Genomic DNA, 22948 nt, shown 5'->3' on the forward strand with positions numbered 1-22948 from the left:
ATGATTAATTGGGAAGACGACACCATCGCCACGCAACCTGCACAATCGCCCGCACCCGCGGCGGGCGGGCAGGCTGCGCCCGCAGTCCGGGCGGCGACCGGTGTTTTCGGCGACACCGCCATGCCGACGCCTGCCGCGCCTGAACACGCGGCTGGCCTGACCGCCAGCGGCTCCGCCACCTCGCAACGCGTGAAGGTTGCCGACAAGCGCATCATCAACGGCCAGACCGACGTCAATCAGCTCGTGCCCTTCAAGTACAAGTGGGCATGGGAGAAGTACCTGGCGACTTGCGCCAACCACTGGATGCCGCAAGAGATCAACATGTCGCGCGACATCGCCCTCTGGAAGAACCCGAACGGGCTCACCGAGGACGAGCGCCGCATCGTCAAGCGCAACCTGGGTTTCTTCGTCACCGCCGACTCGCTGGCCGCGAACAACATCGTGCTGGGCACCTACCGCCACATCACGGCGCCCGAGTGCCGCCAGTTCCTGCTGCGCCAGGCGTTTGAAGAAGCGATCCACACGCACGCCTATCAATACATCGTCGAAAGCCTGGACCTGGACGAAGCGGAGATCTTCAACGCTTACAACGAAGTGCCGTCCATCCGCGCCAAGGACGAGTTCCTGATCCCGTTCATCGACGCGATCGCGGACCCCAACTTCAAGACGGGCACCCCCGAAGCCGACCAGACGCTGCTGAAGTCGCTGATCGTCTTCGCTTGCCTGATGGAAGGCCTGTTCTTCTACGTTGGCTTCACGCAGATCCTGGCGCTGGGCCGCCAGAACAAGATGACCGGCGCCGCCGAGCAGTACATGTACATCCTGCGCGATGAATCCATGCACTGCAATTTCGGCATCGACCTGATCAACACCGTCAAACTGGAAAATCCGCATCTGTGGACGCCGGAATTCCGCGAAGAAATTCGAGAACTCTTCCGCAAAGCGGTCGAACTCGAATACGCTTACGCCGAAGACACGATGCCGCGCGGCGTGTTGGGCTTGAACGCACCTATGTTCAAATCCTACCTGCGCTTCATCGCCAACCGTCGTTGCCAGCAAATCGGTATCGAACCGCTGTACCCGCAGGAAGAAAATCCCTTCCCGTGGATGGCGGAAATGATCGATCTTAAAAAGGAACGCAACTTTTTTGAAACTCGCGTGATCGAATACCAAACCGGTGGCACGCTGAGCTGGGAGTAAAAGCAGTACGTCATCAGGCCCGGCGCGGGCACGCTCCAGACGCAAGGAGCGTCGCGTTCGCGACAGGCTTGATGATGTTCTCCCTGGTCAGGGTGTTTTGCCGCCGGGCCGCCCCAAGGTAAAACGCGCCCCCTCGGGGGCAGCAAGCCGAAGGCGCGGCGTGGGGGCAATCGAACACACGTAGAACAAGCGGTCGGCGGCCTGTGATCAGGTCGTCTACCGGCGCCATTTGAAATGGCTCGCGCCAAAGGAGCGGGGGCCATATCAAATGGCTGTGCCGAATTCATTAGCGCAAACCGTAGTAGCTGTTGCTCGCACAGAACAGCGGCTTGCGCCGATGAATAGCCCGGGCACGATGCGCCTTGTTGGCGGATCGGGGCACGGGTTTAAGTTCTGGGACCCCTGAACCTAAGGAGCATGACCATGGCAACAGCCAAGAAAGCCGTAAAGAAAGCGGTGAAGAAGCCCGCCGCCAAGAAGGCAGTAGCGAAGAAGGCCGCACCGGCCAAGAAAGCTGCCGTCAAGAAGGTAGCCGTCAAGAAAGTCGCTGCCAAGAAGCCGGCAGTGAAGAAGGTTGCCGCCAAGAAGCCGGCAGTCAAGAAGGTCGCCGCCAAGAAAGCGGTAGCCAAGAAGGCCGTCGCCAAGAAGGCAGTCGCCAAGAAAGCGGTAGCCAAGAAAGCGGTAGCCAAGAAGGTTGTCGCCAAGAAGGCCGTGGCCAAGAAAGCTGTCGCCAAGAAGGCGGTTGCCAAGAAAGCCGTAGCCAAGAAGGTCGTCGCCAAGAAGGCCGTCGCCAAGAAAGCGGTAGCCAAGAAGGCCGTCGCCAAAAAGGCTCCTGCTGCCAAGAAGGCGGTTGCCAAGAAGGCCGTAGCCAAGAAGGCGCCTGCCGCCAAGAAGGCTGTTGCCAAGAAGGCCCCCGCTGCCAAGAAGGCTCCTGCTGCAGCCAAGCCTGCTGCTGCCAAGAAGCCTGCTGCCGCCAAGAAGCCCGCTGCGAAGAAAGCCGCTCCGAAGAAGCCCGCAACGCCGCCGTCCACGGCTGCTGCTCCGGGCGCGAAGACCGCGCTGAACCCCGCCGCGTCGTGGCCGTTCCCGACGGGTGGCCGTCCTTAATCCGGACGGTTCGAAGCACTAGCTTCGCAGAGCCGCCTGGCTTAAGCCGGGCGGCTTTTTCGTGTCCGCGCGGCCCGGCATTGGCCAGTATCCTCCAGAACGGCGAGCGCGCGCGGCCTGCAGGCGATTTTTCGCCTGGGCATGCGACAATTGACTCCTCTTTTTCAGGGTGACCGTGTCCATGCTCGATGAAATCTTGCGTTTCCTTCTCGAAATCGTGTTCACGCTGTTTGGCGCGGCGCTGATTGCGCGCGCCTGGATGCACGCGATACGGCTGCACCCCTTCAACCCGTTGTCGCGCTTCATCTACCAAGTCACCAACTGGCTGGTGATGCCGCTGCGCAAGATCATTCCCGCCGGCAACAAGATCGACTGGACCAGCCTCGTCGCCGTGTGGTTGTCCGCGTTGGTCTATCTGGTGCTGATCTGGCTGGTGGTGATCGGTGCGCTGATTCCGCTGGATTACCTGCCCAGGGTCATGGGCTCGGCGCTGATCATGGCCGTCAAATGGGCGCTGAACCTGGTGGTATGGCTGACGCTGATCCAGGCCGTGCTGTCGTGGGTGAATCCGATGGCGCCCATGATGCCGCTGCTGCAGGCGCTGACCGCGCCCATGCTGGACCCCATCCGCCGCCTGCTGCCGCGCACCGCGATCGACTTTTCGCCGCTGGTGCTGCTGATCGTCGCACAGGTGCTGTTGATGGTGCTGTCCAACATCAGCCAGCGCATGGTGGGTCTGTAAAGCGGCGGGGCCACGCCCCGCCGGCCCTTACGCCGGAATGCCGGCGTAGATCTCGACCAGCTTCTTGCGGTCGATCTTATGATTGTTCGACATCGGTAGCGCCGCGCAGGCCACCAGCTCGGACGGCACCATGTAAGGCGGCAGGCGCTGCGCCAGCCGCTCTTTCCAGCCCGCCAGCGCCTCAGGCGCCAAAATGCGCGGCGCCTGCTCCTCCACCCCCGCCACGAATCCGATCAAGCGCACCGCCGTGCCGTCGGGCCTGCGCAGCACTGCGCAGGCGCCGCCCTCCACGCCCGGCAGGCCATGCAGCGCCTCGTCGATCTCGGCAAGCTCGATGCGATAGCCGTTCAACTTGATCTGGTCGTCCATGCGGCCGCGGCAGAACAGCAGGCCGTCGCTCTCCATCTGGCCCAGGTCGCCCGTGCGGAAGGCGCGGCGGCCGTCGGCGTAGGTGTAGAGCTTGGCTTCGTTCAGGTCCGGGCGATTCAGATAACCGCGCATGACGTGGTCGCCCACGATGCAGATCTCGCCTTCGTCCACGATCAGCACGCTATCCGGCTTGGCATGCCCCACGGGCAGCGGGTCGTGCGCGGCCAGGACGGCGTCCGTGACTTCGATCCAGGTGGTCGCCACGGTGGCTTCCGTGGGGCCGTAGGTATTGAGGATGACGGCGTCCGGGAAACGCTGGCGCAGCTTCTTGGCCAGCGCCGCGGGCAGCGGCTCGCCGCAAAACAGGAAGGTGCGCAACCCAGGCAATGCAGCCGGCGAGAAATCGCGGTTGGCCAGTTGCTGATGCGCGAACGACGGCGTGGACACCCAGACCGTCACACCGTGCTCCGCCAGGCGGGCCATCCAGGCAGCAGGCGCGGCAATCTGTTCGCGTGCATTCAGCACGCAGCAACCGCCCGCGGCCAAGGTGGCGAACACTTCGTACATGGACAGGTCAAAGCTGAATGGCGCCTGGTTCATGAACACGGGCGCTTCGCCCAGACCGAAGCTGCCCAGCATCCAGTCGCCCAGCAGGCCCACGCTTTCGCGGCCGATCTGCACGCCCTTCGGGTCACCCGTGCTGCCGGACGTGAACATGACGTAGGCCAGGCCGCGCTCGGCCAGCATGGCGCCCTCGCCCGACGTGAAGCTGCCGCTGGCGGCATCGAACACGGCGGCGGCGCGCACGATCTCGACGATGCGGCGCAAACGCTCTTGCGGATAGATGGTATCCACCGGCACGAACGGCGCCCCGATCAGCAAGGCGCCGACCATGGCGACGAAGAATGCAGCTTCCTTGTGACCATAGATGGCCATCGGCACGTCCGGCGCCACGCCATGCCTGCGCGCCTCGTCGGCCCAGGCACCTGCCTCGGCGCGCAATTGCGACCAGCTCAGGCTGCGGTCGGCGGCGACGACCGCAGGCGCGTCGGGCGCATATCCGGTATCTGTGAACTGGAAAGACTTCAGATCGAAACGCATGCCGAAACTCCCGGCGTCAGATGGGACTGCGGCCGCTGAACACGTACAGCGCCAGCGCAGCAAGAATCAGGGTGAGCACGCGCCCGAGAAAGCGCATGACGGGCTGCGCCAGCGCAGCCTGCAGGGCCGGGCGGGTGCGCGCCGCGTTGATCAGCAGGTTGTGGCCCACCGAGTACGCGCCGAACATCAGGCCGCTGACGATGTAGTGCAGCGACAGGCCATTCCAGACGCCCATGGCCAGCAAGGTCGCGAAGATGCCGATGTTCTGCGCCGCCATGCGGTGGCGTCCAAAGAACTTGGTCTTGCTCAGCGCCTTGTAGATGGGCATGAACACCACGTCGCGCAACCACTCCGACAGGCTGATGTGCCAGCGGCGCCAGAAATCCTGCGGGTTCAGTGTGGCCAGCGGATTGCGGAAGTTGATCGGCAACGTGAAGCCGAACAGCATGCCGATACCGATCGCCATGGTGGAATAGCCGGCGAAGTCGAAGAACAGATAGGCGCTGTAGAGCGTAGCGTTGAGCGCCACGCCGGTGAACGAATAGTCATGCGCGTCCAGCGTCGCAAGGCCGTAGCGCCAGATCAGTTCGGCCACGCCGAACTTCTGGATTACGCCCAGCATGATGAGCTCCAGGCCGCTGAGCCAGGTGTTCAGGTTCACGCCTTCGTAGCCGCGCTTCAGGTCCGCCTGGAAATTACGCCAGCGGTACATGGGACCGGCCAGCAACGTCAGCGGGAAAAACAGGTAGATGAAGTAGTCCAGCGGCGACACGCGTTCGTTGCGCTGCGCGAACAGCAGCACGTCGATGGCGCGGAACGTGGCGAAGGACAGCCCCAGCATGGCGCCCAGGTGCGACACGCCCGTCTTCACCAGCAGCAGCGGCGTCATGGTGATGATCACGGCCAGCCAGGTGGGGATGTAGTTGCGCCGCACCGCCCACAGCGCGGTGCCGGAAATGGCCAGCAAGGCGATGGGTTGATACGGGCGCGCCCAGAACACCGCCATCCACACGCCCAGGCAGATCACGCCGATGATGTGGCGGTAGCCGATACGGAACGGCATGCCGAAGGAACGGTAGGCCAACAGGCCCAGGCCGCCGCACAAGGCGCCGCCGAAAAAGCTCAAGCTTGCGAACAATTCCATGGCGGGCTCAGAACTGTTGGTATTGGAATTCGACCTTGATCGGCCCGCCGCTGCCCGTGGTGGGCTGCGCCTGCAGCACGAACACCAGGATCACGCCGATATACAGGCATAGGTGCCAGAGAAATCGGCGGCCCCAGGCGACGGCCGCCTTGCGGGTTTCCTGCCCTTCAACAGCGCGGCCGGCCTCGGGCGCGGCCGCGGGAAGAATCTTGCTCATCGGGAAAAGTACTCCGCAATGCCTTGATCGGCCATGGCCCAGCCAAGTTCGGCGAGGTGCATGTCGTCGCGCAGCATGCCCGGTTCAAAGGGGATGCTGTAGAGATCCAGGCAGCCCATCTGGTAGCGCTCGCACATACCCGTGATGGCGGCCACCACCGGGTCGAAGCGTTCCACGTCCAGGATGAGCTTGGGATTGAAGGGCTGGATGACGAAGTAGGCGTGGACCTTGCGCTTCTGCAGCAAGGCCATCACGCGCGACAGGTCGCCGAGTTCCGTGCGGGTGATCGGATCGATGTCGGCGAACTCGTTGCGGGCTGGCGAATACAGCGCCGCCAGGTACTGCTTGTAGTAATCGTCGCGCACGTCGTAGGGGTTATGGCCGCCCAGGTCCTGTTCGACCACGCGCGCCTGATGCGTCAGCCGGCCCCACTGGCCCTGGTCCAGGCGTGCGGCCGACGGCCACGACACGTAGCGGTGCGCCGGCACGGATAGCTTGGTGCGCGGACGATCGGGTGCAGGTTCCTTGCGCGCATGCCACCACAGCGCCAGCTTGTCCTTCAGCTCGGCAACCTGGCCATTGGCGATGAGCCACAGCAGGCCCCAGTTGGCGTTGTCGCTGATCCAGTTCTGCATCTGTTCGCGCGTGTTGGGCTGGTCCCAGAGCCGGTCCCAGACCGGTCCCGTGACGTGCTCCGCGAACGCGCTGCGCGGCAACTGCCCGCCCGAGGCAAACCAGGCCGGCGACAGCATGATCACCAACCGTGTATTGGGCGTGAGCGAATCCGCCACCGACTCCAGCACGCTGACGATGCCATAGGACTGGAACATGGCGTGGCCATAGGCCAGCGTCGGCACTTTCAGCTCTTCGGGGAAGAAGCGGTAAGGCACGAAGCGCAGGTCGTGGCTGGACAGTTCGGACGAGCCGAGCACGACCAGCGTGCCATCGCTCAGGGCGTTGCCCAGGCGGTTCAGGTTGACGTGCTGCGTACCCCAGTCCGGCCCCAGGTTGGGCAGGTAGTTGCTCTTGGCGGAGCCCGCGGCCGAGGGCGCCGACATGGGATTCACGACGCGGCTGAGTAGATCGTCCGCGCCGCAATACGTACCCACCGCCAGAGCCACCGCCGTCGCGGCTGCCGCGACGTGAGACAACAGCCGGGTATTACGAAGTATGGGCAGCGACATAGCCGGCAAGCGTGCGGACCGACTGTAGGTGCTCCGCGATCTCGGGAGCCGGAATGCTGCAGCCGTACTCCGACTCGACCGCCAGCGTGATGTCCACGGCGGCGAGCGAATCGACCAGGCCTGTGGCAATCAACTGCGTATCGGGGGTGACTTTCTTCATGACGATCGACTCGACGATCTCGCCGATCTTGGTGTGGAGTTCTTGCTCGGTATGCATAGATAGTGCGGCGTTACAGGCCTGATCGGCCAACAATCCCCCGCCCCGGGATTCAGGACGATGAGATTACAGAGAAACTGCTGAAACCAGGCTGAATATCCAGCCCCCCGGCAATCGACGTTCCGATGCACTCAGTTACATGATTTTCGCAATGCGACGTCGATCGCAGGCGCAATCATGGCACCACGTTCGTCAAATCGCCATGACGCTTTTGGAGGAAATCGCGAGAAAACGCTGGCAAACGTAACGTTCGCGGGTAAGTCCCTGGGCGCCGCGTTGCGGCCGAGCGACAGATTTTTACGCTTATCCAGCTTTTGCCGCCTTGCCCCCCTTTTCGCCCCATGCGCCGGCAATAAAAAAGCCCCCTGACGGGGGCTTTTGCGTGGCCGCGCCGCAAGCGGCGCTGGACTGGTCATTACATCGGCGTAACGCGGGTCGGGCCGGAGCCGCTGATCACCTGCACGCGCTGTCCCACGCTGATGGGCACATCGGCTTCCTGCGCGACCACGCGGGTTTCGCCGTTGTCCAGGCGCACGGTGATTTCGTAGCCGGAATTCTTGCCGGTCTGGTTCTCGATGGCGTTACCCGCCAGCGCGCCCAGGATGACACCGCCCACAGTGGCGATGGTGCGGCCGGTGCCGCCGCCGATGGCGTTACCCGCCACGCCGCCCAGCGCGCCGCCGGCCACCATGCCGACGCCGCTGGACTTGTCGTTCTGGATCACGATAGGACGCACGCCGGTGACCGTGCCGGTACGGACGATCTGCTCGCGCTGCGCCTGGTCATAGCTGTAGACGCCGCTGGACGCGCTGCGGTTGGCGCAGCCGCCCAGGACCGCCATCGAGGTCACGACGGCGGCGATCGCCAGCCAGCGCCCCGCGCGCGGCGTCACCAGGGAAAAAGTTTTGCTTTGATTCATTTGGACTCCTCGATCGGCCGTTGCCGACGATGTACTCATCATACCCTGGCCCCGAATTGGGGCCAGCGATGCTGCAACACACTGAAACGCACCGCCAGAAGCTGAAAAACACAGCCGCAAAAGACGCCGGAACACGGCGTCTTCAACCCTCGCCAACGCTTCGACCGCAGCGCAACTGCAGGGTTCCCGAGGGGTTTAGAGCGGCAGATGAATACCGTAGGTCGCGTGCAGCACGGCGTCGATCTCGGCGCGCAATGGCGCATGGTTTTGCGGGCCGCGCGAAGCGATCTTGATGGCGCCCATGACGTTGCCCAGACGGCAGCTGTCTTCCCAGTTCCAGCCGCTGGTCAGGCCGTAAAGCAGGCCGCCGCGCTGCGCGTCGCCGCAGCCGGTCGGGTCGACCACCTGGGCCGCGCGCACCGGCGGAATCTGGATGGTCTTGCCTTCGGTCAGCAACGTGGCGCCTTCCGCGCCGCGCGTCACCACCACGGCCTGCAAGCTGCGGGCGATGTCGTCCATGCTGCGGCCCGTGCGCTGTTCCACCACGCCGGCTTCATAGTCGTTCACCGTCAGCGCCTGCGCCAGCTTGAGCATGCGCTCCAGGTCCGCCCCGTCGAACAGCGGCATGGCCTGGCCCAGGTCGAAAATGAACGGAATGCCGCGCTTATGCAGGCGCTCGGCATGGGCGAACATGCCTTCCTTGGCGTCGGGCGCAACGATGGCCCAGGCCGCGTCGGCGTCGCTCAGATCATTTTCCGCCGCGTGCGACATGGCGCCCGGGTGGAAGGCAGTGATCTGGTTGTCGTCCAGATCGGTGGTGATGAAGCACTGCGCGGTGAACGTCTCCGGAATCACCTTCACGCGGCTGACGTCGATGCCCAGGCCAGCCATGCGCTCCATGTACTCGCCCGCGTCTTCACCCACGGTCGCGACAGGCACTGGCTTGCCGCCCAGCAGGTTCATGTTGTAGGCGATGTTGCCCGAGCAGCCGCCGTATTCCTTGCGCATGCTGGGCACCAGGAACGACACGCTCAGCGACTGGATGCGGTCGGCCAGAATGTGTTCCTTGAAACGTCCTTCAAACACCGCGATGGTGTCGAACGCCATCGAACCGCAAACCAGAACTGGGGTAGCCATGCGAGTCATTCCTTAAGGAAAGAATTTATTGATTTGAAAGCCATTGACCTGGACGCCAGTCACTTCAATCGGCACGGAAATCTTCAATTCGCCCTGAGGCGCGAAAGGACCGCGCAGTTGCTCGGGCGTCAGATAATCTTCGGGCTTGAGCGCGCGGCGCACCACCACCGTGTCCGACAGGTCGTTCAGGTCCAGCATCAGGGCGGGCCAGTGCTGCGGCTTGTCGTGACGGTTGCGCATCACCACCGTCAGCACCAGGCGGCTGCGGCCGTCATCGATCGCTGCCGCGCCGGTCGGCGGCTGCAGCGACGAGGAAGTGATGTGTATGAGTTCCAGGCGACGCGCGTACCCCACGGTGCAGCCCAGCGGCTGGCACGCCATCTCCAGCGCCGGCCGCAGAATGGGCACGGAATTGGCGATATCGGTGCGGTACACGTATGCCAGTTGCAGGCCCAGCGCGATCAGGCCGATCAGGCAGGCGTAGCCCCATAGCTTGCGCAGCAGGCCTTGCCGCTCCTCGCGGTCCTGGTCGAGGAATTCGGGCGGCGCGCGGCCCACGTCGGTGGCGCTGGAATAACGCGTGCGGGTGTCGCCCAGCACGGGCTCGCCAGCGTCTTCGCGATCGGGGCCGTGATCGTCGCGGTAGTGTTCCCGGTAATCGTCGGGGTCGTCGTCGCGATGCTCGTCGGCGTACTCGTTGTCGTACTCGTCGTCGCGCGCTTCGTCACGCACGTCGGCGCGAGCGCGCCCTATGGTGAAGGACGGCTCCGCATGCTGGCCGCGCACGGCCGTGTCGGCATGATGCCCCGCCCTCGAAGCCGCGGGCGCAGTCCAGCGCAGCGGATCCTCGTCATCGCCTACGTCGTCGTCGGCCAGGTCGTCCGATTCATGACGGCTTGCATCTTCCTCGCCTGGGGTCGGTTCGGCGCGCCGGCGGATATCGTCGCGGCCGCGCAGCACGGCAGGCGGCACCGCGGGCGGACTGTAGGGCGCCGCCACGGGTGCGCGCGGCGGTTCGGGCTCGTCGTCCCAGGGCGCGATCTGTGAAAAATCCACCGCGGGCGCGGGACGCTCCGGCGGCGGTGCGGCGGGAGGCAGAGGCGCAATGGGGGCAACCGGCACCTGCGGCGCAACGGGCGTCGCCAAGACTGGTGCGGCCTGGCTGGCGGCGGGCGTCACCGGCATCGGCGGTGCGGCCGGCGGCACGGATTGCGGCGCCGCGCCCGCGGCCGGCAGCAGGCAGGCGCGCCCGTCAAACACGGTCGAGCAGGCGCCGCAGCGCACCAGGCCATTACGGACCCGCAGCTGGTCAGGCACCACCTTGAAGGTGGTGCCGCACTGCGGGCAACGGGTGGTCAGGGCCATGGCGCGATCCAGCGGTGGCAGCGCTCAGGCCTTCTGGCCGTGCAAGCACACCCAGCCGTCGCGCGCGCGCCAGACCGACATGGCGATCCAGGGCGCGTATGCGGCGGCCACTTCCTCGGCCTGCCGTTCCAGCACGCCGGACAAGACCAGATGGCCGCCCGCGGCGACGCGTCCGGCCAGCATGGGCGCCAGCACCTTCAGGGGGTTGGACAGGATGTTGGCGACCACCACTTCGAACGTGCCATCCGCCAGCCCGTCGGGCAGCATGGCCTGCAGCTCGACGTGGTTGACCTCGGCATTGAAGATGGTGCTCTGCACTGCCTGGGCGTCGATATCCACCGCCTGAGTCGGACCCGCGCCCAGCTTGCGCGCGGCGATCGCCAGGATGCCCGAGCCGCAGCCGTAGTCCAGCAGCGTGGCGCCGGCCGGCAACTCGGCTTCCAGCCAGGCCAGGCACAGATGCGTCGTGGGATGGCTGCCGGTGCCGAAGGCCAGGCCCGGATCCAGCTCGATGTGGATTGCGCCTTCCTGGGTGGCGGCGTCCGGCTCGAAGGCCGGCACATCGGGATTGTCGCGGTGCCAGCTGGGCACGATCCACAGGCGTTCGGCGATATGGATGGGGCCGAACTGCGACTGTGTCAGGCGCACCCAGTCGGCGTCGGGCACGTCACGCAGGCTCCAGCCCTCGAACACGGCGGGATCGAGTTCGCCCGCTGCGGCGGCTTCTTCCATGATCTGCGCGGGATCGGCTCCGTCGGGCAGCAGGGCGACGACGCGGTTGCGGTCCCAGGCCTGCACGTCGGGCTCGGTGCCCGGTTCGCCGAACAAGGGACGCTCGTCGTCGGTGCCCAGGTCGGCATCTTCGACGGATACCGACAGCACGCCAGCTTCCAGCAGGGCATCCGAGAGGGCTTCGGCCTGCGCCTCCAGGCAATGGAGCACGAGTTCACGCATGATGATTCTTCCATCTGGTCAACGGGCCGCGGCTTGCGCCGCGGCCCGTTGACCGTAAAACAAAACAGGAGCGGCCCGGGAGCGGAAAGCCCCCGGATCGCGGTCAGGGACGCTGAGCCAACTTGTGTTCCAGGTAATGGATGCTGGTGCCGCCTTCGATGAAGCGGGCGTCCTGCAGCATTTCGCGATGCAGCGGGATGTTGGTGGAAATGCCTTCCACCACCATTTCCGACAGCGCGGTGCGCATGCGGGCCAGTGCCTGGTCGCGCGTGTCGCCGTAGGTGATGACCTTGGCGATCATCGAGTCGTAGTTCGGCGGCACGAAATAACCGTTGAACGCATGCGAATCGATACGCACGCCCGGGCCGCCCGGCGTGTGCCAGTTGGTGATGCGGCCGGGGCTGGGCACGAAGCGGAACGGATCTTCCGCGTTGATGCGGCATTCGATCGCGTGGCCCTTGAAGGTGATGTCGCGCTGGCGCAGCGTGAACTTTTCGCCGGCGGCGATCAGGATCTGCTGCTGGACCAGGTCCACGCCGGTGATCAGCTCGGTAACCGGGTGTTCGACCTGGATGCGGGTGTTCATTTCAATGAAATAGAACTCGCCGTTTTCATACAGGAACTCGAACGTGCCCGCGCCGCGGTAGCCCATCTTGCGGCAGGCATCGGCGCAACGGTCGCCGATGCGCTCGATCAGGCGGCGCGCGATGCCGGGCGCCGGCGCTTCCTCGATGACCTTCTGGTGACGGCGCTGCATGGAGCAGTCGCGCTCGCCCAGCCAGACCGCGTTGCGGCCGCCGTCGGCAAGCACCTGGATTTCCACGTGGCGCGGATTCTCCAGGAACTTCTCCATATAGACTTCGGGGTTGTTGAACGCGGCGCCCGCTTCGGAACGCGTCATGGTGACGGCGTTCAGCAGCGCAGCCTCGGTGTACACCACGCGCATGCCGCGGCCACCGCCGCCGCCTGCCGCCTTGATGATGACCGGATACCCGACTTCGCGCGCAATGCGGACGATTTCCTGCGGATCGTCGGGCAAAGCGCCTTCCGAACCCGGCACCACCGGCACGCCGGCTTCGATCATGGCGCGCTTGGCGCTGACCTTGTCGCCCATCAGGCGGATGGTGTCGGGACGCGGACCGATGAAGACGAAGCCACTCTTTTCGACGCGATCAGCGAAGTCGGCATTTTCGGACAAGAACCCGTAACCCGGGTGGATTGCCTCGGAATCCGTGACTTCGGCCGCCGAAATGATGGCCGGCATGTTCAGGTAGCTTTCACGCGACGGCGCGGGCCCGATGCACACCGATTCATCGGCCAGGCGCACGTACTTGGCTTCGCGGTCGGCTTCGGAGTGCACCACCACGGTCTTGATGCCCAGCTCGCGGCAAGCGCGCTGAATGCGCAGGGCGATTTCGCCCCGATTGGCGATCAGGATTTTTTCGAACATTTTCAGCTATCAGCCAATGACGAACAGGGGTTGACCGTACTCGACGGGCTCGCCGTTTTCGACCAGGATTTCTTTGATGACGCCGGACTTGTCGGCTTCGATTTCATTGAGCAGCTTCATGGCTTCAATGATGCACAGCGGATCGCCTTCCTTGACGGTGGCGCCGACGTCGATGAACGGCGCGGCGCCCGGGTTCGGCGCGCGATAGAACGTGCCGACCATCGGAGCCTTCACGACATGGCCCTGGATCACCGGCGCAGCTTCGGCGGCGGCGGGCGCGGCCGGAGCGACGGCCTGGGCCACCGGCGCCGCCGGCACGCCGGCTTCGGGGTGGTGGTAGGCGACCGGTTGCAAGGTCTGCGAGAACTTGACGATCCTCACCTTGCCTTCGCCTTCGGTGATTTCCAGCTCGGCGATGCCCGATTCAGCCACCAGGTCGATCAGGGTTTTGAGTTTTCGGAGGTCCATAGAAGCTGCTTCCCGAGATAGTGTCGGCGACGTCCCAGCGTCGGGTCCGCGCCGTATAAGATGTAAATGCTGTGGTTTGGTGCGAGATCAGTGCCGCACTGCGTAACGCAGAGCCGCCTCGTAGCCATCCGCGCCCAGGCCGCTGATGAGGCCTACCGCCAAGTCGGACAGATAAGAGTGATGCCTGAAGGGCTCTCGCTTATACAGATTGGACAAATGTACTTCAATAAATGGGATCGCGACCCCAGCCAGCGCATCGCGAATTGCGACGCTGGTGTGCGTATATGCCGCCGCGTTGATGATGATGAAGTCGGTGCCGTCTTGCCGGGCCGCCTGGATGCGGTCAACCAGCGCGCCTTCGTGATTGCCTTGCCACGCTGTCAGCGTGGCGCCCAGTTCGCCTGCGAGCAGCTCAAGTCCCTCGTTGATCTGTTGCAGCGTAAGGCTGCCGTAGATGTGAGGTTCTCGGGTGCCGAGCAGGTTCAGGTTCGGGCCATGCAATACCAGTATGTTTTGCGCCATGCGCTTGCCAATGAGTGGTTTGCCAATTGTTGGCAAAACAGCCGATAAACCAGCTTTTTACGCCAATTCCTACTATTTGTCCAACAGACTTACGCCTTTAAACCAGATAAGGTGCGATCCAGGTCGTCGGGCTGGATTTCACCCAATATCTTCCGGTTAATTCCGCCATCTGCATTGAAAACAATAGTAAAAGGCAGGCCACCGCTGGGATTTCCCAGCTTACGCAATGTATCGATGGCGCCGGCCCCTATCACCCACAAGGGGTAGGAAACCTGTACTTTCTCGACAAATTTTTGCATATTCGCAGCCGAATCGACACCAATGCCGACAAATCGTACATGCGGGTACTTTTTCTGCAAAACGTCGAGTTCGGGCATTTCTCGGACGCACGGCGCGCACCAGGTTGCCCAGAAATTGACCACGATGGGCTGGCCTTTCCAGCCCGCCAGCGTATGGGACGCCCCGTTCAGGTCGGGCAGCGGCATCTGCATCAGGGCGGCGACGGGATCGCCGGCATCGGCTGCGGCCGAGGGCGTCGAGGTCTTGCGGCCCATCAGGGTGTAGCCGCCCGCAACCGTGGCGGCTATGGCCACGCCGGCGGAAAGAAGTAGGCGTCGATTCATGGCGCGATCATAACCGCTGCCGCAGGTTTGCGCCGCGCGGGCCGCGGCTGGCCGCGGCTGGCCGCCACTCTATATATATACAATGCAGGACAGGAGAGTTTTCAATGCACCTGCATATTCTTGGCATCTGCGGTACGTTCATGGGCGGTCTGGCGCTGATCGCGCGCGCCGCCGGCCACAAGGTCACTGGTTGCGATGCGGGCGTGTACCCGCCCATGAGCACGCAACTGTCCGAACAAGGCATCGAGCTGATCGAAGGCTTCGGCGCCGAACAGCTGGCGCTCAAGCCCGATCTCTTCGTGATCGGCAACGTGGTCAGCCGCGGCAATCCTTTGATGGAGGCCATCCTGGATTCGGGCGCGCGCTACGTGTCCGGCCCGCAATGGCTGGGCGACAACATCCTGCCCGGCCAGCACGTGCTGGCGGTGGCGGGCACCCACGGCAAGACCACCACCAGCTCGATGCTGGCCTGGGTGCTGGAAGCCGCGGGGCTCGCGCCCAATTTCCTGATCGGCGGCGTAGCACAGGACCTGCACGTGTCCGCGCGCTTCGATCCGTCGCGCCGCCCCTTCGTGATCGAGGCGGACGAGTACGACACCGCCTTCTTCGACAAGCGCTCGAAGTTCGTGCACTACCGTCCGCGCACGGCCATCCTGAACAATCTTGAATACGATCACGCCGACATCTTCCCCGATCTGGCAGCGATCGAGACTCAGTTCCATCATCTGGTGCGCACCATCCCTGGATCGGGCCGCATCGTGCGCCCGGCCCACTGCGCCGCGCTGGACCGCGTGATTGCGCGCGGATGCTGGTCCGAAACCGTCACGTTCGGCGCCGATGGCGCCTGGCAGGCGACGGCTCCGGATGCCGAGGGCGCATTCAGCGTGCTGCGCGGCGGCGTGACTGCCGGCACCGTGCGCTGGAACCTGACGGGCGAGCACAACCGCATGAACGCGCTGGCGGCTCTGGCCGCCGCCGAACACGTGGGCGTGCCGGCAGCCCAGGGCATCGAGGCCCTGAGTCGCTTCGCGGGGGTGAAGCGCCGCATGGAACTGCGCGGCACGGTCAACGGCATCAAGGTCTACGACGATTTCGCGCATCATCCCACCGCCATCGCCACCACCCTGGAAGGCCTGCGCCGCCAGGTCGGGCCGGCCCGTATCCTGGCCGTGCTGGAACCGCGCTCCAACACCATGAAACTGGGCACCATGGCCGCCCGCCTGCCCGAGGCTCTGGCCGACGCCGATCTGGTGTTCTGCTTCGGCGCCCATTCCGGCAAGCACGCCCTGGGCTGGAATCCGGCCGAAGTGCTGGCGCCCCTGGGCGACCGCGCTTCCAGCTACGATGACATCGGCGCGCTGGTCGCCGCCGTGGCGGGCGCGGCGCGTCCGGGCGACCAGGTGCTGGTCATGAGCAACGGCGGCTTCGGCGGCGTGCACGGCAAGCTGCTGGACGCCTTGCAGGCGCGCGGCTGATTCCGGCAAAGACACCGCAAAGGCGAGCCATGATTCTTTATCTGCACGGTTTCCGTTCCTCGCCGACCTCCTTCAAGGCCCGGATGATGGCCGACGCCATGGCCGAACGCGGCCTGTCGGCGGCCTGGGCCTGCCCGCAACTGCCCGCCAGCCCGCGCGAAGCCGTCGCGCAGGCGTTGGACATCGCCCGGCGCCAGCTGGCAGGCGCGGACTCGCCCCGTGCGCTGACCATCATCGGCTCGTCGCTGGGCGGCTTCTATGCCACCTGGCTGGCCGAACAGCTGGGCTGCAAGGCGGTGCTGCTGAATCCGGCGGTCGAGGCCGCCCGCGACCTCGCCACCCAGATCGGCGAGCACCGCATGTATCATTCCGACGCGCCGTTCGTCTTCCTGCCCGAATACGTGGACGAACTGGCCGCCATCCATGTCCCCCGCATCTCCCAGCCCGACCGCTACCTCCTGGTAGCGGCCACCGGCGACGAGGTGCTGGATTGGCGCGAGATGCGCGACCGCTACGCGGGCTGCCGCCAGCGCATCGTGCAAGGCAGCGACCACGGTTTGTCCGATTTTGCGGACTGGATGCCCGAAGTGCTTGAATTCGCCCTTGGCGACAAGCAGGTTCGCCCCCAATAATCAGTATCAGACTTCTACACTCTATAAGCAGCGCAAGGCGGCGCGTGCGCGCCGCCCAGGACGATCCCCACCATGTATGTGTTTTACGAAGACGACGGCAGCTTCAAGGCCGGCAATATCCTGTCCGAGACCGACGCCAGCCTGCAGGTGGAATCGGAATCCGGCAAGCGCAGCAAGATCAAGCGCGCCAACACCTTGTTCAACTTCGCCGCGCCCGAACCGGCCGCGCTGATGAGCCAGGCGGCCGCGACCGCCGAAACGCTGGACCTGCAATTCCTGTGGGAATGCGCGCCGCAGGATGAATTCGACTCCCCCGCGCTGGCCGCCGACTACTTCGGCCACGCGCCCACGCCAGTGGAACAGGCCGCGCTGCTGATGCGCCTGCACGGCGCGCCGGCGTACTTCCACCGTCGCGGCAAGGGCCGCTACCGCCCCGCCCCGCCGGACATTCTGGCCGCCGCCCTGGCCGCGCTGGAGAAAAAGCAGCGCCAGGCCGAGCAGCAGCAGGAATGGGTGGATGAAATGGCTGCCGGACGCCTGCCCGAGCCCATCGCCCAGGCCGCGGAGTCGCTGCTGATCCGCCCGGACAAGAATTCGCAGCAATGGAAGGCGCTGGACGCCGCCTGCACCAAGCTGGGCAAGAGCCCCGACCGCCTGCTGCTGGAACTGGGCGCCTGGCCGCATGCGCTGGCGCTGCACAAGCGCCGTTTCCTGGCGGTGAATTTCCCGCGCGGACTGGCGTTCCCGGACCTGGAACTGCCTGCCATCGACCGCGAGCTGCCGTTGTCCGACGCCGAAATCTATTCGGTGGACGACGTCACGACCACGGAAATCGACGACGCGCTGTCCGTCTCCACCTTGCCCGACGGCCGCCTGCGCGTCGGCGTGCACGTGGCGGCCCCGGGCATTACCGTGACCCGCGACAGCGATTTCGACAAGCTGGCGCGCGCGCGCCTGTCCACCGTCTACATGCCGGGCGACAAGATCCCCATGCAGCCGGACAGCATCATCCAGGCGTTTTCGCTGGACGCCGGCCGCGAAGTGCCGGCGCTGTCCCTGTACGTGGTGGCCGATCCGGAAACCGGCGAAATCATCGAATCGGAAACCCGCCTGGAACGTATCGTGGTGCGCGAGAACCTGCGCCACAACATGCTGGACGCCCAGGTCACGGAAGCCAGCCTGTCCGATCCGTCGGCCGACCTGCCCTACGGCCACTGGCTGCGTCCGCTCTGGAAGCTGGCCCAGGCCCTGTCGGCGCAGCGCGAGAACGTGCGCGGCAAGCCGGAAAACAATTCGCGGGTGGAGTACAGCTTCTACCTGGACGGCAACCCCGACGATCCCGACACGCCGGTACGCCTGGTGCCGCGCCAGCGCAACGCGCCGCTGGACCGCATGGTGGCGGAATACATGATCCTGGCGAACAACCTCTGGGGCGGCCTGCTGCACCAGCATGGCGTGCCGGGCATCTACCGCTCGCAACAGGCTGGCCGCGTGCGCATGAGCACCCAGGCCCTGCCGCACGAGGCCATCGGCGTGCCGCAGTACGCCTGGAGCACTTCACCGCTGCGCCGCTATGTGGACTTGGTGAACCAGTGGCAGTTGATCGCTGCGGTCGAGCACGGCGTGTCCGCCCGCCTGGTCGCCCCTTTCAAGCCGCGCGACGCGGACCTGTTCGCCATCATCGGCGCCTTCGATGCGCAATACGCGGCCTGGGCGGAGTTCCAGAGCGCGATGGAACGCTACTGGTGCCTGCGCTGGCTGAAGCAGCACAACGTGACCCGCACGGTGGCGCACGTGCTGCGCGAGGATCTGGTGCGGTTCGCTAATGCGCCGCTGGTGACTCGGGTGGGGGGGATGCCTGAGTTGGAGCGGGGGACTGCGGTGGAGATTGATATTCTGGGGATGGATGAGTTGTCTCTGGAGCTGGATTGCCGGTATATCGGGGAGATCAGTCCTGCTGTGGGTGGACAGGAGTAAGGTCTTCTGTCTGGCTGGCGTGTTTTGGCGGTGCGCTGCGAGCTCTACGTAGGCCGCCCGTCGGCGCGGGCGCCTGAGTGGCGGGCGCCCACGATTGCGGTCCGGAGCCTTCGCTCCGGACTGCCCCTTCGTCATCTTCGTCCAGGCCTTCGGCCTTCCCTTCAGATTCCCTCGGGCGCATCGAGGTTGCCCACCCCTCAGGCGCCCGCGCCGACGGGCTACGTGCGTCTTGGACTCATGCGCTGCTAGAGCCGTGGTCAGGGGCGATGCTTGTGCTGCCCGCCATTCTCGGCCGCGCGGGCGACCGAGAATGACGTACGTGATTTTTTGAATTTTGATTGTGTTCGCTTGCGCGTATGCGACGAATGGTTTGCTATTGGTCTCCAGCTCTTGGGGGATGGCGGTGATGGGTGGCGCGCGACGGACAGCCGCTTGCGCATGCAGATCCGGACGCGCGCCACCCATCCGGCATCCGCGTTGAAGTGACGATTACGGGCCGACCCGAGCGCGTGGCCATCGTCCCGATACAGCCCCCTACCAAACCCGGACCCGGTTCTCACTTGCCATGCGTGTCACCACGAGAACGCCCCCCTCCACCAGCGCGTAGCGCCATCACGCGACGCAAGACGCCGCGTAAGCCCCAAGAGGCCGCCCGCGCGGCCGGCCTGGGGCGGGCCCCGCAAGACACGCCCCAACCCACTAGCCGTGGCGAGAACGCCAAGCACACCGACCGCCCCAGCGCCCGTGAAGATTCATACATCGGAGCCTGTCGCGTCGGCGGCCTGCGGGGCGCGGGGCGTCGATAAGCCCGAGGGAATCTGAAGGGAAGGCCGAAGGCCTGGACGAAGATGACGACGGGGGGGGCCGCCGACGCGACAGGCGTCTTAAGAACCAAGCCCGCGCCCGCATCAAGACCCACAGAACCCTCACACCCCTATAAACTCCCCCCGAAAGCCACAAAAGACACGGAGACAACACATGCGCATTTTGCTGGTCGAGGACAATCTCGATCTCGGCGATGCCGTGGAAAGCAAGCTGCGTTTCGCCGGCCATAGCGTGCAATGGGTACGCGACGGCGTGGACGCGTTGCGCTGGGGCCTGGACGAGACCTGGGATGCCCTGGTGCTGGACATCAACCTGCCCGGCAAAGATGGTTTCACCGTCATCCGGGAACTGCGCGCCGCCGGTCTGGATGCCCCCGTGCTGGTCATGACCGCGCGCGCCGAAATCGAAGACAAGATCGACATGCTGGACCTGGGCGCCGACGACTATCTGGTCAAGCCCTTCGACCTGCGCGAACTCGAAGCCCGGCTGCGCGCGCTGATGCGCCGCCCCGCGGGCCAGACCAGCAGCGTCACCGTCTATGGCAATCTCAGCCTGGACCTTGCCAACCGCAATGTCAGCGTGGCCGGCGCGCCGCTGGAGCTGGGCCGGCGCGAATTCCGTCTGCTGGAGATCCTGCTTGGCAAGCTGGGCCAGACCGTCGCCAAGGAACGGCTGATGAACCAGCTCTTCGACCTGGACGACGGCACGCTCAATGCGCTGGAGCTGCTGATATCGCGGCTGCGCAAGAAGCTGACGGGCGCCTCGATCGATATCGTCACCGTGCGCGGCGTCGGCTATCAGGCCCGCAGCCATGAAGAACCCTGAAAACTTTTCCATCCGCCGCCGTGTCTTCGCGCTGGGCGTGCTGCTGCTGGCCTGCGCGCTGATCGGGCTGGTGTTCTTCCTGCGCGGCTACGCGCAGCGCGCGGCGGAACAGGCGTTTGACCGGCTGCTGGCGGCGTCGGCGCTGACCATCGCCGGCTCGGTGCAGATCGAAGACAACAACGTCACCGTCGAACCGCCGGTGTCCTCATTGGCCATGCTGTCCGGCGGCGAGCGCGTGTTCTACGAGGCCCGCACCTCGAACGGCCGCCTCATCACGGGCTACGACGACCTGGCGCCCGGCATGCCGCTGGCGCAGTCGGCCACGCCGGTGTTCGCCTATCTGCGCTATCACGACGAACCCGTGCGCGTCGCCACCGTAGGCCGGCTGGTGTCCGCCAGCCAGCATGCGGGTTGGGTGACGGTGCGAGTGGCCGAGACGCTGGGCTCGCGCGAGGCGTTGGCCGACGAGATCCTGGGGCGCACCGCACTGCCGCTGGTAGTGGTGTCCCTGGTGGCGCTGGGCCTGCTGTGGTTCGGGGTGCAACGGGCCTTCGCGCCGCTGGCCGTGGTGGAGCGCGAATTGCGCAGCCGCGCGCCCGACGACCTGGCGCCGCTGGTGACGCCTGTGCCGCAAGAAGTGCGACGGCTGGTCGAAGCGCTGAACGCCTTCATGCAGCGCTTGTCCGGCGTCATGGGCACGCTCAACACCCTGGTGGCGGATGCCGCCCACCAGGTCCGTACGCCGCTGGCCTCGCTGCGCGCCCAAGCCGAAGTCGCCCTGGAAGAAACCGATCAGCAAAGGCTGCACGCGCGCCTCGAACGCATCCATCTGAACGCCACCCATGCCAGCCAGTTGATCAATCAGCTGCTGATGGATGCCACCATCACGCACCGCCTGGGCAAGGGATCGCGCACGCTGGTGGGCGTAGCCGAGACCGTCAACGAAACGCGCCGCCGCATTGGCCCGCTGGAAGCGCAGCGCCTGCGCATCGAGATCGCGCCCGAGGTCCGCCGCGCCCGCATCGCCGGCGACCGGGTCGCCTTGCGCGAAATGCTGCGCAACCTGGTGGACAACGCCCTGCGCTATGCGCCCGACGGCCCCGTGGACATCCAGGCCACGCCCGTGGCGGGTTTTCGCGTGGCGCTCACCGTGTCGGACCGCGGGCCGGGCGTGGCCGACGACGAAAAGGACGCCGTGCAGCAGCGCTTCACCCGCGGCCGCGCCGGCGAAACGCAGCCCGGGTCGGGATTGGGGCTTTCCATCGTGCGCTCGGTGGCGGCCGCCCACGGCGGTTCGCTCTGGCTGCAGGACCGTCCGGGCGGCGGCCTGACGGCGCGCGTGATCCTGCCGCTGGCGCGTTCCGCGCCGGGGCGCGCAGCAGCCGCCTGCCTGGGCGCGCTGTGCATGGCGGGCCTGCTGCTGGGCTCGGCCCCCGCCGAGGTACGCGCCGCCGACATCGCGGAAGTCGTCACCCGCTACCCCGCGCCGCAGCCCACGTCCCGGGTCCTGACCATCGCCGGACCCACGGACACGCCGGTGGTCGCGCCGCTGATCCAGGGCTTCCAGTCGCAACGGCCGGACGTCACCGTGGTGTACCGCGAGATGGGCAGCCGCGAGCTCTACGAAGCGGCCGTCGCCGGGCAGTTGAAGGACGTGGACGTGCTGATGAGTTCGGCCTCCGACCTGCAGATCCGGCTGGCCAACGACGGCTATGCGCTGAGCTATTCCTCGCCCTACGCCGCCAAGCTGCCCTCCTGGGCCATCTGGCGCCACGAGGTCTATGGCTTCACCTTCGAGCCGGCCGTCATCGTCTACAACCCCAAGCGCTATACCGAAGCCACCGTGCCGCGCTCGCGCCAGGACCTGTTGCGCCTGCTGGAACGCGACGCCGCGAAGCTGCGCGGCCGCATCGGCACCTATGACATCGCAGCCAGCAGCGTGGGCTATCTGCTGGCCGAGCAGGACGAGCTGGTGTCGTCGAACTTCTGGGGACTGGCCAACGCCATGGGCCAGGCCGGCGTGCGCCTGTCGGCCACCAGCGCCGAGATCCTGGACGCCATCGAGAACGACCAGATCGACATCGGTTACAACATCCTCGGCTCCTACGCGCTGTCGCGGCAGGCCGCGGGCGCGCCCATCGGCGTGGTCTTTCCGCAGGATTACGTGCTGGTGCTGGCGCGCTCGGTGCTGATCGCGCGCACCGCGCCCAGCCCGGAGCTGGGCCGGGCGCTGGTGGACTGGCTGCTGTCGCCGGCCGGACAACAGGTGGCGTCCAGCCATGCGGCGCTCGGCTCCATCATGGAAGACACGCCTGGCCGCTGGACCTCCGAAGCGGTGCTGGCGCGTTCCCAGGGCATCGTGCAGCCGGTGGTGCTGAGCCCGGCCCTGCTGGTCGGCCTGGACCAGCGCCGCCATTCGCGCTTCGTGCAGAACTGGATCCGGCTGGTGACGGACACACCCGCGCGGCCGTAAGGATCGAACGCGCGCGCGCCCA

General features: G+C 65.6%; 21 protein-coding genes. 8 read left to right on the forward strand and 13 right to left on the reverse strand.

What is annotated here, in order from left to right:
- The 3 genes from IB268_RS29070 (at position 1) to IB268_RS29080 (ending at position 3049) form a co-directional block, all read left to right on the forward strand.
- A complete protein-coding gene (locus IB268_RS29070) occupies positions 1 to 1200 on the forward strand; it encodes a ribonucleotide-diphosphate reductase subunit beta (RefSeq protein ID WP_192353468.1) in 1200 nt (399 codons plus the stop codon).
- A gap of 423 nt (positions 1201 to 1623) precedes the next feature.
- Complete coding sequence (locus IB268_RS29075; protein WP_192330146.1) at positions 1624 to 2307, forward strand: histone H1-like DNA-binding protein; 684 nt, start codon at positions 1624 to 1626, stop codon at positions 2305 to 2307.
- Positions 2308 to 2488: 181 nt separating this feature from the next.
- Positions 2489 to 3049, forward strand: a complete 561-nt coding sequence (locus IB268_RS29080; protein WP_054458342.1) for a YggT family protein — start codon at positions 2489 to 2491, stop codon at positions 3047 to 3049.
- A 27-nt stretch (positions 3050 to 3076) separates the two neighbouring features.
- Here the strand turns inward: IB268_RS29080 and IB268_RS29085 are convergent, their stop codons facing one another.
- The 13 genes from IB268_RS29085 to IB268_RS29145 form a co-directional block, all read right to left on the reverse strand.
- Positions 3077 to 4519, reverse strand: a complete 1443-nt coding sequence (locus IB268_RS29085; protein WP_192355198.1) for a D-alanine--poly(phosphoribitol) ligase — start codon at positions 4517 to 4519, stop codon at positions 3077 to 3079.
- Between the two features lie 16 nt (positions 4520 to 4535).
- Positions 4536 to 5663: an MBOAT family O-acyltransferase gene (locus IB268_RS29090; RefSeq protein WP_054458338.1), complete on the reverse strand. Its 1128-nt coding sequence runs from the start codon at positions 5661 to 5663 to the stop codon at positions 4536 to 4538.
- Between the two features lie 7 nt (positions 5664 to 5670).
- A complete protein-coding gene (locus IB268_RS29095; RefSeq protein ID WP_054458336.1) occupies positions 5671 to 5880 on the reverse strand; it encodes a hypothetical protein in 210 nt (69 codons plus the stop codon).
- Entirely contained in the window at positions 5877 to 7064 is a 1188-nt protein-coding gene (locus IB268_RS29100; protein ID WP_054458333.1) for a D-alanyl-lipoteichoic acid biosynthesis protein DltD, read from the reverse strand. Before IB268_RS29100 ends, IB268_RS29095 begins: the two co-directional genes overlap by 4 nt.
- Positions 7042 to 7281, reverse strand: a complete 240-nt coding sequence (locus IB268_RS29105) for an acyl carrier protein (protein ID WP_006226661.1) — start codon at positions 7279 to 7281, stop codon at positions 7042 to 7044. The genes IB268_RS29100 and IB268_RS29105 overlap by 23 nt, the downstream gene beginning before the upstream one ends.
- Before the next feature lie 415 nt (positions 7282 to 7696).
- Positions 7697 to 8200, reverse strand: coding sequence for a glycine zipper 2TM domain-containing protein (locus IB268_RS29110; protein ID WP_013391382.1), 504 nt, complete (start codon positions 8198 to 8200; stop codon positions 7697 to 7699).
- 195 nt (positions 8201 to 8395) lie between these two features.
- Positions 8396 to 9337 carry a carbohydrate kinase family protein gene (locus IB268_RS29115; RefSeq protein ID WP_192355199.1) on the reverse strand — a complete coding sequence of 314 codons (942 nt, stop codon included), beginning with the start codon at positions 9335 to 9337 and terminating at the stop codon, positions 8396 to 8398.
- A 12-nt stretch (positions 9338 to 9349) separates the two neighbouring features.
- Positions 9350 to 10702: a DUF3426 domain-containing protein gene (locus tag IB268_RS29120; RefSeq protein WP_192355200.1), complete on the reverse strand. Its 1353-nt coding sequence runs from the start codon at positions 10700 to 10702 to the stop codon at positions 9350 to 9352.
- 24 nt (positions 10703 to 10726) lie between these two features.
- Entirely contained in the window at positions 10727 to 11656 is a 930-nt protein-coding gene (prmA, locus tag IB268_RS29125; protein ID WP_125471977.1) for a 50S ribosomal protein L11 methyltransferase, read from the reverse strand.
- A gap of 103 nt (positions 11657 to 11759) precedes the next feature.
- Positions 11760 to 13106, reverse strand: a complete 1347-nt coding sequence (gene accC / locus IB268_RS29130) for an acetyl-CoA carboxylase biotin carboxylase subunit (RefSeq protein ID WP_054458326.1) — start codon at positions 13104 to 13106, stop codon at positions 11760 to 11762.
- Positions 13107 to 13115: 9 nt separating this feature from the next.
- A complete protein-coding gene (accB, locus tag IB268_RS29135; protein ID WP_054458324.1) occupies positions 13116 to 13574 on the reverse strand; it encodes an acetyl-CoA carboxylase biotin carboxyl carrier protein in 459 nt (152 codons plus the stop codon).
- An 87-nt stretch (positions 13575 to 13661) separates the two neighbouring features.
- A complete protein-coding gene (gene aroQ, locus IB268_RS29140) occupies positions 13662 to 14096 on the reverse strand; it encodes a type II 3-dehydroquinate dehydratase (RefSeq protein WP_013391376.1) in 435 nt (144 codons plus the stop codon).
- 89 nt (positions 14097 to 14185) lie between these two features.
- Positions 14186 to 14719 (reverse strand): TlpA disulfide reductase family protein, encoded by a 534-nt coding sequence (locus IB268_RS29145; protein WP_054458322.1) that lies wholly within the window; start codon positions 14717 to 14719, stop codon positions 14186 to 14188.
- Positions 14720 to 14823: 104 nt separating this feature from the next.
- Here IB268_RS29145 and mpl point away from each other — a divergent pair, with 104 nt between their 5' ends.
- From mpl to IB268_RS29170, 5 genes are all read left to right on the forward strand, one after another.
- A complete protein-coding gene (mpl, locus tag IB268_RS29150; RefSeq protein ID WP_119450716.1) occupies positions 14824 to 16194 on the forward strand; it encodes a UDP-N-acetylmuramate:L-alanyl-gamma-D-glutamyl-meso-diaminopimelate ligase in 1371 nt (456 codons plus the stop codon).
- 29 nt (positions 16195 to 16223) lie between these two features.
- Positions 16224 to 16826, forward strand: a complete 603-nt coding sequence (locus tag IB268_RS29155; RefSeq protein WP_054458319.1) for a YqiA/YcfP family alpha/beta fold hydrolase — start codon at positions 16224 to 16226, stop codon at positions 16824 to 16826.
- A gap of 72 nt (positions 16827 to 16898) precedes the next feature.
- Complete coding sequence (locus IB268_RS29160) at positions 16899 to 18803, forward strand: ribonuclease catalytic domain-containing protein (RefSeq protein ID WP_175163491.1); 1905 nt, start codon at positions 16899 to 16901, stop codon at positions 18801 to 18803.
- Positions 18804 to 19781: 978 nt separating this feature from the next.
- The gene (locus IB268_RS29165) at positions 19782 to 20453 is read left to right on the forward strand and encodes a response regulator transcription factor (protein ID WP_192355201.1); all 672 of its coding nucleotides are present in this window, start codon (positions 19782 to 19784) and stop codon (positions 20451 to 20453) included.
- Positions 20440 to 22926, forward strand: a complete 2487-nt coding sequence (locus IB268_RS29170) for an extracellular solute-binding protein (protein ID WP_119450717.1) — start codon at positions 20440 to 20442, stop codon at positions 22924 to 22926. Before IB268_RS29165 ends, IB268_RS29170 begins: the two co-directional genes overlap by 14 nt.
- Positions 22927 to 22948: the final 22 nt, after the last annotated feature.

It is taken from the genome of Achromobacter sp. ACM01 (genome assembly GCF_014851745.1).
Taxonomy (GTDB): Bacteria; Pseudomonadota; Gammaproteobacteria; order Burkholderiales; family Burkholderiaceae_B; genus Achromobacter; species Achromobacter aegrifaciens.

Coding starts and splice junctions, on each gene's coding strand:
- prmA (WP_125471977.1), bottom strand. CDS start 11,656: ATGCGTGAACTCGTGCTCCATTGCCTGGAGGCGCAGGCCGAAGCCCTC.
- IB268_RS29100 (WP_054458333.1), bottom strand. CDS start 7,064: ATGTCGCTGCCCATACTTCGTAATACCCGGCTGTTGTCTCACGTCGCG.
- IB268_RS29075 (WP_192330146.1), top strand. CDS start 1,624: ATGGCAACAGCCAAGAAAGCCGTAAAGAAAGCGGTGAAGAAGCCCGCC.
- IB268_RS29110 (WP_013391382.1), bottom strand. CDS start 8,200: ATGAATCAAAGCAAAACTTTTTCCCTGGTGACGCCGCGCGCGGGGCGC.
- IB268_RS29085 (WP_192355198.1), bottom strand. CDS start 4,519: ATGCGTTTCGATCTGAAGTCTTTCCAGTTCACAGATACCGGATATGCG.
- IB268_RS29165 (WP_192355201.1), top strand. CDS start 19,782: ATGCGCATTTTGCTGGTCGAGGACAATCTCGATCTCGGCGATGCCGTG.
- IB268_RS29160 (WP_175163491.1), top strand. CDS start 16,899: ATGTATGTGTTTTACGAAGACGACGGCAGCTTCAAGGCCGGCAATATC.
- IB268_RS29115 (WP_192355199.1), bottom strand. CDS start 9,337: ATGGCTACCCCAGTTCTGGTTTGCGGTTCGATGGCGTTCGACACCATC.
- IB268_RS29105 (WP_006226661.1), bottom strand. CDS start 7,281: ATGCATACCGAGCAAGAACTCCACACCAAGATCGGCGAGATCGTCGAG.
- aroQ (WP_013391376.1), bottom strand. CDS start 14,096: ATGGCGCAAAACATACTGGTATTGCATGGCCCGAACCTGAACCTGCTC.
- accB (WP_054458324.1), bottom strand. CDS start 13,574: ATGGACCTCCGAAAACTCAAAACCCTGATCGACCTGGTGGCTGAATCG.
- IB268_RS29070 (WP_192353468.1), top strand. CDS start 1: ATGATTAATTGGGAAGACGACACCATCGCCACGCAACCTGCACAATCG.
- IB268_RS29155 (WP_054458319.1), top strand. CDS start 16,224: ATGATTCTTTATCTGCACGGTTTCCGTTCCTCGCCGACCTCCTTCAAG.
- IB268_RS29090 (WP_054458338.1), bottom strand. CDS start 5,663: ATGGAATTGTTCGCAAGCTTGAGCTTTTTCGGCGGCGCCTTGTGCGGC.
- accC (WP_054458326.1), bottom strand. CDS start 13,106: ATGTTCGAAAAAATCCTGATCGCCAATCGGGGCGAAATCGCCCTGCGC.
- IB268_RS29095 (WP_054458336.1), bottom strand. CDS start 5,880: ATGAGCAAGATTCTTCCCGCGGCCGCGCCCGAGGCCGGCCGCGCTGTT.
- IB268_RS29080 (WP_054458342.1), top strand. CDS start 2,489: ATGCTCGATGAAATCTTGCGTTTCCTTCTCGAAATCGTGTTCACGCTG.
- IB268_RS29120 (WP_192355200.1), bottom strand. CDS start 10,702: ATGGCCCTGACCACCCGTTGCCCGCAGTGCGGCACCACCTTCAAGGTG.
- mpl (WP_119450716.1), top strand. CDS start 14,824: ATGCACCTGCATATTCTTGGCATCTGCGGTACGTTCATGGGCGGTCTG.
- IB268_RS29145 (WP_054458322.1), bottom strand. CDS start 14,719: ATGAATCGACGCCTACTTCTTTCCGCCGGCGTGGCCATAGCCGCCACG.
- IB268_RS29170 (WP_119450717.1), top strand. CDS start 20,440: ATGAAGAACCCTGAAAACTTTTCCATCCGCCGCCGTGTCTTCGCGCTG.